This window comes from Flavobacterium sp. FlaQc-28 (genome assembly GCF_044007415.1).
Classification (GTDB): Bacteria; Bacteroidota; Bacteroidia; order Flavobacteriales; family Flavobacteriaceae; genus Flavobacterium.
The window spans coordinates 168,313-183,732 of record NZ_JBIPCM010000007.1 but is presented as its reverse complement, the minus strand read 5'-3'; the positions used below and the strand labels follow the sequence as shown (position 1 = coordinate 183,732).

Genomic DNA, 15,420 nt, shown 5'->3' with positions numbered 1-15,420 from the left:
GCCCAAATGCAAGTTCGTCTTTTAATGGAACCTTGTTTTGGCTGAGCCTGTCTGGACATCTTGCGCTGTGATTCTCTAGTTTGTCAGTAATTTTGTATCAGGTAATAATTTATGGTGTCTTATTAACGCATGTTTTTTCTACTTGGCCGAGCTGAATTTATTAAGACATATCTTCATATCGCTTTAACCTGTTTGATAAATGTACTATGTGATGCTGCATTTCGTTAATTTTATCTAAAAGGTGATTGATCGTTTCCAGGCCTTCCAGATTAATATTCAAATTAAAATGCAGTCGTGCCAATTTTTCCAAGTGAGCCAGCTGTTCAATTGGCACAAATAATCTTTCTTCACTGGCTACAACTTCAAGCAGCCCCGAATCTCTTAAAGAGTAGATAAATGATATTTCAATATTATGGTGCAGACAGAACTCATCTGCAGGTATCATTTCTAAGCTTTCCATATTCTATCTATTTAAGTTGGCTCAATTCTGTAAATAATTCTTTTTGTTTTTCAGTTAAGCCGGTTGGTAGCTTAACTTCATAGGTAATATAAAGATCCCCGACCTGTCCCTCTTTTTTATATACAGGCAAACCTTTACCTTTTAACCTTATTTTAGTGCCGTTTTGTGTTTCAGGGTTTACCTTTAGCTTAATCTTTCCGTCCATGGTGTTCGTAGTAATTTCCCCGCCAAGCAGGGCCGTATACAAATCTATAGCTACATTGGCATAAAGATCATTGCCTTGGCGCTTAAACACCGGGTCATTGGCGATAGAAAAAGTAATATGCAAGTCACCCGCGGGACCTCCGCTAGCACCTGGAGCACCGTATCCTTTTAATTTGATCTGTTGTCCGTTTTCAACACCTGCCGGGATGGTAATACGGATATTCTTGCCATTTACCGTAAACGTCTGCTTTTTGGTTTCCATCACATCGGCCAGTGCCAGTTTCAACTCAGTATGGTAATCCTGGCCCCTAAACTTTGTCTGGCCGCTTCTTTCCCTGTTGCCAAACATCGATTCGAAGAAACTTGAAAAGTCTCCCTCACCGCCATAAGAAAAATGCTCGGCACCATCTTTTGTATGCTGTGATTCTCGGGCACTGCGTTGCTGTTCAAACTGTTCGGCATGCTGCCAATCTTTGCCATGCTGGTCGTACTTTTTTCTCTTTTCAGGATCACTTAAAACCTCATTGGCTTCGTTAATCTGCTGGAACTTTAGCTGCGCATCCTTATCATTTGGGTTAACATCAGGATGTAGTTTTCTTGCCAGCTTTCGATAGGCCTTTTTTATCTCATCTGCAGAAGCATCCTTACCTATCTCTAAAACTTTATAATAATCAATAAAATCCATTTATTATATATTTGTCCATTTCTAATGGCTTGAAAGATTTCCTAACCCGCTATATGTGCTATAACTTAGATAATGAAGTTGTCATCTGATCCTTCAAGGGCTTTTTTACTGCAAGTAGGTCTATTCTCGATCTGCTTGTTCTTGTTTACAAAATTGCAATTTTATTTCTAATTGAGCTTAGTTTTTTTTTAATAAATATGGACTAGATTTAACAATTTTTTGCGCTGTCGACTTACAAGGTTTTTGCTTATGTTTATTCTAATTATTTCAATTCTAATTTTATTAAACGCCTATTGCTCTTTGGCAAAAATTGCTCTTTTAGCCGTGAAAAATGGACAATTGGAGATCGAAGCCCGAAGAGGCAACAGCCGAGCTACAAGAAGCATTAAATTTAATTAAAGACTCCGGAAGCATTTTTTAAATGCCGTACAGGCAGGTGTTGCTTTATTGGGTATTATTAGGGTATATATGGAGCCGGTCAGCTGCAGCCATTACTGGTAAGCTATACCGGCTTTCAGTATCCATGGCGCACCTGATTTCTTTGGTCATCGGTGTATCGGGCTAACCAGCTACCTTACCATCGTTATTGGAGAATTGCTTCCGAAATCTATTGCTATTGCAGATTCCCCTAAAAATTTCTATTGGCATAGCGCCATCATTGGCTGTCTTTTCTAAAATTGCCTATCCGTTTATAAAGCCGCTTATCTAGCAATGGAGAAATAGGGAAGGTAAAAATTCAAAAAATGGAAGTACCCTAGGCTGCAGTATAATTCAAGATCACTGATGTTTTTCAAATCAACGCTTTTCAAATTGATTTGATAGGTTTGCTTTTAAAACAAAGCGACGGATCAACCAAACAGCAATAAAGATTCTAATACATGAACTGAATATTGCCTTAAAAGTTGGCTTATAGCGTGATCGTATTGGAACCTTGGTATTAATTCGCTTTATTAAAACAACACTGCTAAAATCTATTTGGGGTTGTTATTGTTGGTTCGATCGTGTTTTTTATAGGACTGTATTTGGGTGAAATAAGCTGTTAAATTAATGTGCCTTCTTCAGAAATATTCAGCCACCTCATATGTTATCATTATATTTGTACGAAGTATGATGTTAAAATGATAACCTGCCCCTTTATTTCAGTACCGATATGATAGATTTGGCTCCCATTATTTTTATAGTAACTACGCTCATCTTCTTATCTGCCATTGCCGGAAGAATAAAAAAGATTCCGTATCCCATTTTATTGGTTTTTGCGGGTTTAATTATCGGATTTGTTCCCGGTGTACCCTTGGTAAGCCTTGATCCAGAGATGGTATTCCTGCTTTTTCTTCCTCCATTGTTATACCGGGCAGGGTGGAATACCTCATGGAAAGATTTTCAGGCATCTATTGTGCCGATTTCCAGGCTGGCAATAGGGCTTGTGCTTTTCACCACATTTTCTGTTGCTGCCCTTGCGCACTATTTCATTCCCGGAATGAGCTGGCCCATTGCTTTTGTGTTAGGTGCAATCGTGTCGCCACCAGATGCCGTATCGGCAACGAGCATAATTAGCGGAATGGGTCTCAACCGGCGAATTGTGACCATACTTGAAGGTGAAAGCTTGGTAAATGATGCCTCTGCATTAATTGTTTATCGTTACGCCATCGCGGCCGTAGTCAGCAGTAGTTTTGTGCTGTGGAAGGCCGGACTTCAATTCTTAATAGTAGCTTCCGGCGGGATACTAATCGGTTTTATATTAGGCTACCTGCTCTGCATAATATTAAAAAGGATAAAAAACAACCCTACGGTAGAAACCACACTTTTATTGCTGGTGCCGTTTGTTTCCTATCCCTTGGCAGAACGTTTTGGCGTATCGGGAGTTTTGGCGGTAGTAAGCACGGGTCTGGTTACTTCTTGGCGATCATCCGAAGTGATTTCTTATCAAGGACGCACCCAATCCAATGCAGTCTGGGACATGATTGTTTTCCTGCTTAATGGCATCATATTTATCCTGATCGGTTTGCAACTGTCAGAAGTAGTAGCTACCATAGAGGGCTATAAAATAAGCGAGCTGATACTATACAGCCTTTTAATTAGCGCAACGGCTATTGTTACGCGTATAGTTTTTATTGCCCCTGCCATCTGGTTTCCATCGCTATTGGGCAATAAGATACATAAGGAAGAGCAAACATTTTCATGGAAAAATGTGGTCGTCCTTTCTTGGGCGGGCATGAGGGGGGTATTGTCTTTAGCCACCGCAATGGCACTTCCTCTAGTTATGGAAGACGGCACGCCGCTTCACCAACGGAATGTAATTCTATTTATCACTTTCGGTGTAATTTTGGTTACGTTGGTCGGGCAAGGACTTACGCTTCCCATTCTTATTAAGGGGCTAAAAATAGGTTCCAGCAAAGAACAGGAAGACGAAGAGCGTAAATTGCGCCTGATGGTGGCCAATAGTTCGTTGGATTATATTAATGATACGTTTAAAAGTAAAGATCCGAATGAGGAAGTAATACAGGAGATCAGAAAACTTTATGAGCTTAGGGTAGGTTGGCTAGCCGGAAAGGATTTTCAGAACAGGGATATCAATGTGCAAAAGCAGACCGGCAATAGCATTTTTTTAGAGCAGGTGATCAAAGGGCAGTTGGCTGTAACCGATTTTAAGCGCAAATTGTTGCTTAGACTTTATCGTGATGGAAATTATAGCGTGGCAAATATCCGAAAACTAGAAAAAGAAATGGATCTTGATGAATCGCGTTTACGCAGCCAGTTAAAAACGGTTAAGGACGATTAGGCACTTTGTAAAGTGTCCGTTTTTGCATATTGTAGGTAAGCGAATGTGATATAGCAATTTTGCATGGCAAGGTAACGAAGCCAAGCCAAAAAATATTTCTTCCTGTCACCAAGGATGCTGCAATTACTACCTACTCACCATTACGCAGATGGAATGTTGGTAAAGGACATCAATTGGCGGTTGTTGGTTTAGGCGGATTAGGACATATGGCAGTAAAATTCGGAATAGCTTTTGGAGCTGAGGTTACCGTCATTAGCACTTCACCGAATAAAGAAGAAGCGGCAAAAAAATTAGGGGCACATCATTTTTTAATCTCAAAAGATGAAGACCAAGTGAAAGCGGCATACCACAAATTCGATTTTATTTTGGACAGCGTAGCTAATGACCACGATATTAATCCGTATTTAGGTTTATTGAAAACTAACGGCACATATATCAATGTAGGTATGCCTGCAAAACCGTGGGAAGTGTCATCGTTCACTTTGGCTACAGGAAATAAAGTAATTGCCGGTTCTGGCGCAGGGGGGGTGCCGGAAACACAGGAAATGTTGGATTTTTGTGCCGAACGCAACATCGTTTCCGACATAGAACTCATCAATATTAAAGATATTCAGACTGCTTTTGAAAGAATGGAGAAAGGTGATGTTCGCTATCGGTTTGTAATAGATATGGCAACTTTATAAGATTAGCTGGAGGGGCTTAAATCCCCTCTTTTCTTTTATGTAAAATAAGGATATGAAAAAGCAAAACACTCCATATAGTATCAATTCCATTTCCGAGCAACATTGTTTGCTGGGACTGCCCAGGCCGAAACGTCCGATGATAAGCGTGTTCCGTTTTGAGGATATTACCTACAATGAGCTTTATTCACTCGAACACTTCACTTTGAATTTTTACTGTATTGCCATCAAAAAAAACTTCACCGGGAAATTAAAATATGGACAACGTTATTATGATTTTGATGAAGGTGTAATGTCCTTTATTTCACCCGGTCAATTACTGTCAAAAGTACAAAGTGGCAATGCGCCAACAGAAGGCATTAGTCTGATGTTTCATACCGATTTTATGGCAAATTATCCATTAATCAAAAACATAAAAAATTACAGTTTTTTTCTTATGAACTTAATGACGCCCTGCACCTTTCTGAACAGGAAGAAGTAATGGTGGAAAACATAATGAAAAATATCGAAACCGAGTATCAATCCAATATAGATAATTATAGCCAAGATGTAATGATTAGCCAAATTGAACTATTATTACAGTACAGCAATCGCTTTTATAACCGCCAGTTTATCACCAGAAAAATAGCGAATGATGATATTTTGGTACGTTTGGAAAACTTATTATCCAGTTATTTTAACAGTGAAAAAATAGAAGAATTGGGACTTCCAAGCGTTCAGTACATCTCTGAACAGTTGCATATTTCTCCTAATTATTTAAGCGATATGTTACGAACCATAACCGGACAAACGACACAACAGCATATTCACAATAAACTAATTGAAAAAGCGAAGGAAAAGTTATCTACAAGCGATTTATCGATAAGTGAAATTGCCTATCACCTTGGTTTTGAATATCCACAATCCTTCAATAGACTTTTTAAAAACAAGACGAAAATATCCCCTCTTGGGTATAGAAAATCGTTCAACTAATTATTCCTAAAAGTAGGCATTTTATAAGCTACCTATAGATAAGTGAATCATCAGGATTATTATCCAATACCAGTATGCTAAATTTAAATCAAATCAAAACTACCGTTCAATTTTCTGAACTTATGAATATTCCCAAAGAACAATCCGTGAGTGGTTTGTTTGATATTTTGACAGAAGAGATTACAGGCAATGCTTCCTATATTAAGGCTTTGATAGAAAAACTATTGATATTGCCTTATGCACGGTTGCCGATAATTATTTAGGCATTTTGTTAGTCGTCCTCGTTGGACTATGTCTAATTTTCAATATAAAATAGAGAATGTTACTTGGAATATTTTAAAAAAATGATATTCGCAAACGACACACCTTTAAAATTAAATATTATTTCGTTTGATTGATGACCAGGGTAAAGCATTCCGGCTTCCAAAATCTCAACCTTAACACAGGGTATGTTTGTCGGTTCTGTATCGGATAACTTTGACGAACGCATCGAACAGAAGATTTTCCACGCTGAAATCGTAGTGGACAATGAAAAAGTTGCCGCAGAAACCAAAGCATATCAGAAGATACCTCAAATTTTATCCTTTGTTGATGAGCAGGGAGAGGATAAAATGAAACAGGAAATCGAAAGCAATTACCGTCAGATAAAAATAGATATTGTAAATATTATTGAAAGCGAAATGGAGCGTATCAAGAATGATCCAAACTTACTGCATTTGCTTTCACGGTAAGTAATAAAAAAGTGTCTGAATATCTAAATTCTGCAACAGTTTATCTGGATACAGTATAAATTACTGCGAAATGTGAGATTAAATGTGGTTTTTCTGTAACTTTGTGTTATGAGAAAAATGCTCGCAATATTTTTTCTATCTACGTATCTTATTTCAACAACAGAGTTAGGTCAGTTGTTGAAGTTTCCTATGCTGGTAGAGCATTATTTCGAGCATAAAGAAAAAAATCCTCAAATTTCCGTCATGGAGTTTCTGGTACTTCACTACGAAGGCAACCACCTTGAAAATCATCCTCACGATGATGACTATGATCAGGATCAAAAACTACCTTTCATTATGCACGGAGACGTATTAAGCTTTTGCTTCGTATATCCCCAACCGCTTTTTTTTGAATCAATTCATAAAATTGACATACGAGAATCGTCTAAGGTAGTTTCTTTTGACGATGCGTTTATCTCCAACCAGTTTCTTTCTTCTATTTGGCAGCCTCCAAGATCTTGTTAATTCTTTTTTAACCAATTGACTTTTCGTAAATTCTTTTTGCACTTTGCATAAAGGAAGGTTTGCTATGCAGTATTAACACATTCTATTGAATGCAGGTTTGTGTTATACTTTGGAGAAAAAGATTTTATTTCTTTTTCGATTTCCTCCAAAGTTAAAAAAAACATTGCCTCATTGTTATTTGTGTGCCTATTCATGGACTTTTCTTATGGCATGATTGTATAGAATTTCATCTTCAACTCAATTTTTAGGGTATTCTGTATAGTCTGCCTGAAAAATTGTTGAGGTGCGATTTTGTTATGCACTGATCTCCTACATGAAAGTGTTATATCATTATTGTTCATTTCTGTCTCCATAAAACCGGGGCTTCATGGAATGTGGTTGTCAATTGGTTAATCCTGTTATTTTATTTACGATAAATACTGCTGTATCTATTTGTAATTGTATTGAATAATAATTTGATTAACAAGTAAAACTATGCTTACTAAAATCATTGAGTTTTCCGTAAGGAATAAACTCATTATTGGACTTTTGGTCATTGCGCTCATTGGAATTGGCACCTACCAAACCACGAAATTACCAATTGATGCTGTGCCTGACATCACCAACAACCAGGTACAGGTTATTACGATAGCACCTTCTTTTGGTGCGACGGATATTGAACGCCTGGTTACCTTCCCCATAGAACAAGCAACGGGCAACATTTCCGGCACCAAAGAAATACGCAGCTTTTCCCGTTTTGGACTCTCGCTCGTTACCATTGTTTTTGATGATGATATAGATGTTTATTGGGCAAGACAACAGGTGGCTGAACGTTTGCAGCAAGTGCAAAGTCAAATCCCCCAAGGGATCGGCACACCGGCATTAGGACCAATTTCTACCGGCTTGGGCGAAATATATCAATATGTAGTCCGCCCCAAAAAAGGTTACGAACAAAAATATGACATCGCCGAACTGCGTACCATTCAGGACTGGATTGTGCGCAGGCAGTTATTAAGCGTAAAGGGGGTTGCTGAAGTGAGTAGTTTCGGTGGCAAACTCAAGCAATATGAAATTGCAGTAAATCCTGACAAACTCAATGCCTACGGGATTAGCATCAACGATATTTTTTCGGCTTTGGAAGAAAACAATCAAAATACCGGTGGTGCATATATCGAAAAAGGGCCTACCGTTTTATATGTCCGCAGCGAAGGCCTGATAGGCAGCCTGGAAGATATCGGCAATATTTCCATTGCCAATAAAAACAACGAAACACCTTTGTTTATCCGTGATGTGGCAAACGTGAAAATGGGTTATGCCACTCGTTATGGGGCTATGACTTACAACGACCAGGGCGAAGTTTCGGGTGCCGTAGTGATGATGCTGAAAGGTGCAAACAGCAGCGAAGTCATCAAAAATGTAAAAGCTAAAGTAGCCCAAATACAGAAAACCCTGCCCGAAGGCGTAGTCATTGAGCCTTTCCTGGACCGTACCAAAATGGTCAATAATGCCATCAGTACAGTCGAAAAAAACCTGATGGAAGGCGCACTGATTGTAGTGCTCGTTTTGGTTCTGTTCCTTGGGAATTTCAGGGCGGGGTTACTGGTAGCATCGGTTATTCCGCTGGCCATGCTTTTTGCCATCTGTATGATGAATTTGTTTGGGGTAAGCGGCAACCTGATGAGCCTTGGAGCCTTGGATTTCGGGCTGATTATAGACGGTGCCGTCATCATTGTAGAATCGGTGATGCACCAACTGTCGCATAACGCCAGATTTCAGCAAATGACCAATTTATCCAAAAAGGAAATGAATAATACGGTAATTGGTTCTGCGGGGAAAATGATGAACAGTGCTGTATTCGGGCAGATCATCATTCTGATCGTTTACCTTCCCATCCTAAGTTTGCAAGGTATAGAAGGCAAAATGTTCCGACCGATGGCACAGACCGTAGCCTTTGCTTTATTGGGCGCATTTTTATTATCGCTTACCTATATCCCAATGATGAGTTCCTGGGTACTGAGCAGGAAAATCAGCCATAAGCACAATCTTTCAGATAGGGTTATGCGTCGTGTAGAAGCCTTCTACCAAAAATTTTTGTTAAAAGCCATCCGCATGCCCAAACGCATTATCGCCGTGGTTTCAGTTTTATTTATTGCGGCCATTTTCGTGATGTCGAGATTGGGAGGCGAGTTTATCCCCTCTTTGGAAGAAGGCGATTTTGCAGTGGATACCAGGGTCTTAACGGGAAGTAACCTTAATACGACCATTGCAAGTACCCAAAAGGCCGCCCATATCCTAAAAACACGCTTTCCTGAAGTGATAAAAGTAGTAACCAAAATAGGTAGCGGCGAGGTACCCACAGACCCGATGCCGATGGATGCCAGCGATATGATGGTGATTCTGAAAGACAAAAGCGAATGGACATCTGCCAAAACTTTTCCGGAACTATCGGAGAAAATGAGCAAGGCCTTGGAAGATGTACCGGGAATTACAGCAGGTTTTCAATATCCCGTAAATATGCGGTTCAATGAACTGATGACGGGTGCAAGACAGGATGTGGTCCTGAAAATTTTTGGGGATGATTTGGATTCCCTGGCAACAACGGCTGACAAATTAGGGAAAATAATCAATACGGTGGATGGCGTACAAAACCTTTATATAGAACCTATAACCGGAATGCCCCAGGTTATTATTACCTATAACCGCCCAATGATTGCCCAATACCATTTGTCTGTAGCCGGCATCAACAAGGTGGTCAATACGGCATTTGCCGGACAAAGCACCGGTTTGGTTTTCGAAGGGGAAAAACGTTTTGATATGGTTGTAAAACTAAATGCCGACGTGCGGAAGAATCTGGAAGACGTACAGAATTTATTGATTCCAACACCATCCGGTAATCAGATTCCTCTTTCACAGTTGGCAGATGTGAAGATAAAAGATGGCCCCAATCAAATTCAGCGGGAGAATACACAACGCAGGATTATTGTCGGCTTCAATATAAAAGGCCGGGATGTGCAAAGTATTGTTCAGGAATTGCAAGCCAAAGTGAATGCGCAAATCAAGCTTCCGGCCGGGTATTCTATTACTTATGGCGGTTCGTTCGAGAATCTGAACCAGGCAAAAAGCCGTTTGATGGTTGCGGTGCCTATTTCATTGGCTTTGATATTCATTCTCTTATTTTTTGCTTTTAAATCAGTGAAGGAAAGTTTATTGATTTATACCGCAATCCCATTATCCACCATTGGCGGAATTTTCTTTTTAGCGCTTCGGGGAATGCCTTTTAGCATAAGTGCCGGTATAGGTTTCATTGCACTGTTCGGCGTGGCTGTTTTAAATGGAATTGTTTTGGTCGCCGAATTCAACCGTTTAAAAAAATCAGGAATCAAAAACATTGTCCGCATCGTGGTAGACGGAACAGAATCCCGTTTGCGCCCCGTGCTGATGACCGCATTTGTGGCTTCATTGGGTTTTATTCCAATGGCGCTGAGCAATGGTGCAGGTGCAGAGGTGCAGCGTCCGCTGGCAACGGTAGTTATTGGTGGACTGATGGGGGCTACTTTGCTCACATTATTCGTTCTTCCTTTATTGTTCATCGCATTTGAAAAAGGTTTTACAATGAATCCATTCAAGAAAAAAGCAATCACATTATTGATCGTTTCAGGGATTTCTTTAATGGGAATGGGTTCTGTTAAAGCACAGGAAAAAATCACTTTAGACAGGGCTATTGCATTGGCTGTTCAAAATAATCAAAATTTAAAAACCGAAAAACTGAAGGCCGATTATGCCAAGGCCGTCATCAAAACTTCGGCTGATATTCCGCAGACTGGTATCACGGCTGATTACGGTCAGATCAACAGTGCATACAACGATACCAAGTTCGGAATTTCACAGAATATCGCATTTCCAACGGTTTATAAAAGGCAGAAAGAATTGTTTACACAGGAATGGAAATACAGTTTGCTGAATGTTTCGTTGAAAGAATTTGAATTAAAAAAAGCCGTTACCCAAACTTTTTATGCCATCCTGTTCTGGCAGGAAAAGGAAAGGCTGCTGCTAAAAGCAGATTCCTTATACGCTGATTTTTATGCTAAATCTTTGTTGCGCCTGCAAAAAGGAGAAAGCAATATTTTGGAAAAAACCACTGCACAGAATCAAAAGGCTGCTATCAATATCCAGTTGAAACAGGTGCAGCGGGAATTAGAAACAGCGAAGTTGCAGTGGCAATGGTTATTAAATTCGGATACGGTTTATAAAGTGGAATCCCCTGAAAAAATAATTCCGCTACAGGTGGATGAAACCGGCAAAAATCCTGTTATACAGGTTTTGGAACAGCAGAAAAATATTGCAGCGAGCCAAACCAAAGTAGAAAAATCTAAATTACTGCCCGGTTTGATGATTGGTTACAATCTCAACAGTTTCAAGGGAACCGGAGCCGATGATAGGTTATACAACGCTTCTCCACAATTCCATTCGGTACAGGTTGGTTTTTCCATTCCTGTTTTTTCACAGTCGCAAAGAGCGAGAATCAATGCTTCCAAAATCACGGAAAGTATTACCGAAAACCAATTGCAGGCTACAGGTGCTTATTTGCAGAACCGGTATAAACAACTGTCGGAAAGCTATCAGCGCAATTTGGAAATTGTAAACTATTATGAAAGTGAAGGGCTAAAAAATGCGACAGTCGTTACCGAAACAATACAAAAGCAGTTCACCAACGGGGAAATCAATTACCTGGACTTTGTAATGCTCTTCAATCAAGCCATCAGTATTCAAAGTAATTACGCTGATGCTGTCAAAATGCTGAACGATACTATTATACAAATCAATTATCTCAATTAAATTCTTATGACAATGTATTCATTCGATATAAAAAATAAAAACCGGGGCATGCTGAAAATACTGCTTCCCGTTCTGGGAATATTGTTGCTGGTTCAATGCCAAAACAAGCCTAAAGAAGATGTTAAACAAGCTGTTGTAAATGAAAGCAATACCGTAGTATTGACGGATGACCAATTAAAAAATGCGGCTGTTGAAACGGTACGCCTTTCAGAAAAAAACATTGCCACTGTTTTAAAATTAAACGGAAAAATTGACGTGCCGCCGCAAAACCTGATTTCGGTAAGTGTGCCTTTGGGCGGTTTTTTGAAGAGCACCCGCTTACTGCCCGGAATGTATGTGCGCAAAGGGGAAACTATTGCCGTGATGGAAGACCCGCAGTATATAAAACTGCAACAGGACTATTTGCAGGCCAAATCAAAACTGCACTTTGCGCAGCTGGATTATCAGCGACAAAAAGACCTCAACCAAAGCCAGGCCAGCAGCGATAAGGTAATGCAGACGGCACAGGCAGAAGTGAGTAACCAGCAGATTATGATGAATGCCCTGGCACAGCAATTACGCCTTGTCAACATCAATCCCAATAGCCTGAATGCGAATAAAATCACTAAAACCATTCCGGTTTACAGCACGATCAATGGCTTTGTAAGCAAGGTAAATGTGAACATCGGGAAATATGTAAATCCTGCAGACATATTATTTGAATTAGTCAATCCCAACGATTTGCACCTCAATTTGAAAGTTTATGAAAACGACATAGATAAACTAAAAATCGGGCAAAAACTAATGGCCTATTCCAATGCAGAACCCGGCAAAAAATACGAAGGGGAAATCATCCTTATCAGCAAAGACATCAGCAGCGATGGTATCTCGGAAGTGCATTGTCATTTTGATCCCTATAACAAAAGCCTGTTGCCGGGCATGTACATGAATGCAGAAATAGAAACCAAAATCTCGTTCGCTCATGCCGTTCCGGAAGAAAGCATCGTGAATTTTGAGGGAAAGGATTATGTGTTTGTGCAAACTGCCAGACAAACCTATAAAATGCTGCCCATAACTGTAGGCGGGAAAGAAAACGGCTTTGTCCAGATTGTAAATGATACAGATTTTACAGATAAAAATATCGTTTCCAAAAATGCCTATACGCTCTTAATGAAACTAAAAAATACGGAGGATGAAGAGTAAAGGAGGTTTTTTAATGGGCAGAGCAAAAAGCTTGGTTTTTACGTTAAGAGGAACTTGGTATTTAATCACAACCGAAGATGCTGCGAAGGCTCAATTCTTTCTTTGCTCCGTATTCATTGTGATAGGATTTTATTTTGGTATCAACCGTTATGAATGGATGTTTCAATTGGCTGCTATCGGAGCTATACTCGCAGTAGAGGCGTTAAATACAGCGGTAGAAAAATTATGCGATTTCATCCATCCTGATTATCACCCGAAAATAGGTTTTATCAAAGACATCTCTGCGGGAGCTTCAGCCTTCATGGTACTGGCTTCCATAGTGTGTGCTTCTATTATCTATTATCCCTATTTGTTCCATGATTAACTCAAATTCAATTATGAAAAAAATATTTTTAAGCAGATATGGGTTGCTGCTTTCAACAATAATTATTTACATTATTACGTCTTTTTTGATAAGGCTTACACTTAGCATTATTTCTTTTCATAATCTTGACGGACATGTATATAATATTCTATGCACATTCGCCATTGGCTTATGTTACGATATCACGGTTGCTTTATTTATTACCACTTTCTATAATGTTTATCTGCTGCTTTTCCCAACCTGTTTTATTGGTTCTATAGCGGACAGAATCCTTACTTTTTTCATACTGATCGTAACGCTCTTTATCACCTATTTTGGTTCTGTCGCAGAGTTTCCGTTTTGGGATGAATTTGGGTCACGATTTAATTTTATTGCAGTAGATTATCTCATTTATACGTATGAAGTTATAGAAAATATTAAAGAATCCTATCCTTTGCCGTTACTGATTGGGGGATTGCTATTGTTAGTACTATTAACCTTGTTTTTACTAAATAAGAAGAAAATTTCCCGCGCTGCTTTTACCAATAAAATGCCTTTTAAAAAAAGGTTGGTCGTATCATCAGCCTTATTGGCAACGACCGCCCTTTTGGGTATTTCCCTGACCAATAAAAATGCGGAGTTCAGTAAAAACACAACTGTAAATGAGCTTAGCAAAAATGGTATTTTTTCCTTTTTTGCTGCATTCAGGTCCAATGAATTAGATTATGATGCTTTTTATCTGACCCTGTCACAACGCGATGCATACACTATTCTAAAAAAAGAATTAGTGCAAGAAAACCAAGGATATGTTTCAACGGATTTTGATGCCATTTCGAGAATTACCAAAGGGAACGGGCAACCGGTTCAATATCCGAATATTATTTTGGTTACCATAGAAAGTTTTAGTGCTGAATTCCTATCTGCTTTTGGTAATAAAAAAAATATCACGCCAAATTATGATTCAATGGCAAATGAAAGCATATTTTTTAAAAATATGTATGCAACCGGAACACGTACAGTTCGTGGAATGGAAGCCTTAACACTGTCGGTCCCGCCAACACCTGGAAATAGTATTGTACGAAGACCGAATAATAAAAACATTTATTCCATCGGTACGGTGTTAAAAGAAAAAGGGTATCAGCTAAATTTCATTTATGGCGGAGATGGCTATTTTGATAATATGAATACTTTTTTCGGAGGACAAGGTTTTGATATTATTGATAGGGACAGGGGAAATCCGCTATCTGATAATATTGATACACAGCGTTTTCCTATTCAGGATAACGAAGTCAGCTTTGAAAATGCCTGGGGTATTTGCGATGAGGACATTTACAAACAATCCATCAAAAATGCCGATTCAGAGTTTCAGCAGAATAAACCGTTTTTCCAGTTTATAATGACCTCTTCCAACCACAAACCTTACACCTTCCCCAATGGAAAAATAGATTTACCGCAAGGAGATAGAGATGGAGCTGTAAAATATACTGATTATGCACTGGGCAAATTCATCAATCAGGCAAAAACAAAACCGTGGTTTAAAAATACGGTTTTCGTAATCGTCGCTGACCATTGCGCAAGCAGTGCCGGAAAGTGGGAGATTAACATTGAAAAGCACCGTATTCCGGCTATAATCTATAATCTGAACCATCAGCATACGCAAATAGACCGGTTGGTTTCTCAAATCGACCTCATGCCAACGCTATTGGGATATTTAAACTGGAATTACCAGTCTTCATTTTATGGCAAAGATATTAATCAAACCAAAATTGGCGATGAAAGAGCATTTATTGGGAACTACAGAACACTTGGATTATTAAAAGGAAACGTTTTTACACAACTGAATGATAAAAAAAGAGTAACACAATTCCGTTGGAATGAACGGAGTAAAACAATGTCAGAGGTTAAAGATACCAACAATCGTTTTTTAATTACTCAAACAATAGCCTGTTATCAAACTGCCAGTGAACGATTTAAAAAAGGACGAATGAAGGAAAAGCAGCATTAGACAGCATATTTTATCGGCAAAATTCAGCGCTAATAGTATCGTTAAAAACTATTTATAAAA

The 15,420-nt window shown here is 39.1% G+C and carries 11 protein-coding genes and 1 pseudogene; 10 read left to right on the top strand and 2 right to left on the bottom strand.

What is annotated here, in order from left to right:
• Window positions 1-160 precede the first annotated feature (160 nt).
• Window positions 161-460, bottom strand: coding sequence for a chaperone modulator CbpM (locus ACHRVL_RS17685; protein ID WP_073411067.1), 300 nt, complete (start codon window positions 458-460; stop codon window positions 161-163).
• 7 nt (window positions 461-467) lie between these two features.
• Complete coding sequence (locus ACHRVL_RS17680) at window positions 468-1,349, bottom strand: DnaJ C-terminal domain-containing protein (RefSeq protein ID WP_073411068.1); 882 nt, start codon at window positions 1,347-1,349, stop codon at window positions 468-470.
• A gap of 1,150 nt (window positions 1,350-2,499) precedes the next feature.
• Here ACHRVL_RS17680 and ACHRVL_RS17675 point away from each other — a divergent pair.
• From ACHRVL_RS17675 to ACHRVL_RS17630, 10 genes and pseudogenes are all read left to right on the top strand, one after another.
• Window positions 2,500-4,128, top strand: a complete 1,629-nt coding sequence (locus ACHRVL_RS17675; protein WP_395414777.1) for a Na+/H+ antiporter — start codon at window positions 2,500-2,502, stop codon at window positions 4,126-4,128.
• Between the two features lie 59 nt (window positions 4,129-4,187).
• Window positions 4,188-4,811 carry a zinc-binding dehydrogenase gene (locus tag ACHRVL_RS17670; RefSeq protein ID WP_254796601.1) on the top strand — a complete coding sequence of 208 codons (624 nt, stop codon included), beginning with the start codon at window positions 4,188-4,190 and terminating at the stop codon, window positions 4,809-4,811.
• Between the two features lie 52 nt (window positions 4,812-4,863).
• Window positions 4,864-5,289, top strand: a complete 426-nt coding sequence (locus tag ACHRVL_RS17665; RefSeq protein WP_317043447.1) for a hypothetical protein — start codon at window positions 4,864-4,866, stop codon at window positions 5,287-5,289.
• A gap of 14 nt (window positions 5,290-5,303) precedes the next feature.
• Window positions 5,304-5,780: a helix-turn-helix domain-containing protein gene (locus ACHRVL_RS17660; RefSeq protein WP_395414776.1), complete on the top strand. Its 477-nt coding sequence runs from the start codon at window positions 5,304-5,306 to the stop codon at window positions 5,778-5,780.
• A gap of 413 nt (window positions 5,781-6,193) precedes the next feature.
• Window positions 6,194-6,511: pseudogene (locus ACHRVL_RS17655) on the top strand (conjugal transfer protein TraG); the annotation flags it as partial.
• A 108-nt stretch (window positions 6,512-6,619) separates the two neighbouring features.
• Window positions 6,620-7,015, top strand: coding sequence for a hypothetical protein (locus ACHRVL_RS17650; protein ID WP_395414775.1), 396 nt, complete (start codon window positions 6,620-6,622; stop codon window positions 7,013-7,015).
• Window positions 7,016-7,489: 474 nt separating this feature from the next.
• Entirely contained in the window at window positions 7,490-11,830 is a 4,341-nt protein-coding gene (locus ACHRVL_RS17645) for a CusA/CzcA family heavy metal efflux RND transporter (protein WP_395414774.1), read from the top strand.
• 6 nt (window positions 11,831-11,836) lie between these two features.
• Complete coding sequence (locus ACHRVL_RS17640) at window positions 11,837-13,012, top strand: efflux RND transporter periplasmic adaptor subunit (RefSeq protein ID WP_395414773.1); 1,176 nt, start codon at window positions 11,837-11,839, stop codon at window positions 13,010-13,012.
• Window positions 13,002-13,376 (top strand): diacylglycerol kinase, encoded by a 375-nt coding sequence (locus ACHRVL_RS17635; protein ID WP_088583460.1) that lies wholly within the window; start codon window positions 13,002-13,004, stop codon window positions 13,374-13,376. The genes ACHRVL_RS17640 and ACHRVL_RS17635 overlap by 11 nt, the downstream gene beginning before the upstream one ends.
• Before the next feature lie 13 nt (window positions 13,377-13,389).
• Window positions 13,390-15,360: an LTA synthase family protein gene (locus tag ACHRVL_RS17630; RefSeq protein WP_185133755.1), complete on the top strand. Its 1,971-nt coding sequence runs from the start codon at window positions 13,390-13,392 to the stop codon at window positions 15,358-15,360.
• Window positions 15,361-15,420 lie beyond the last annotated feature (60 nt).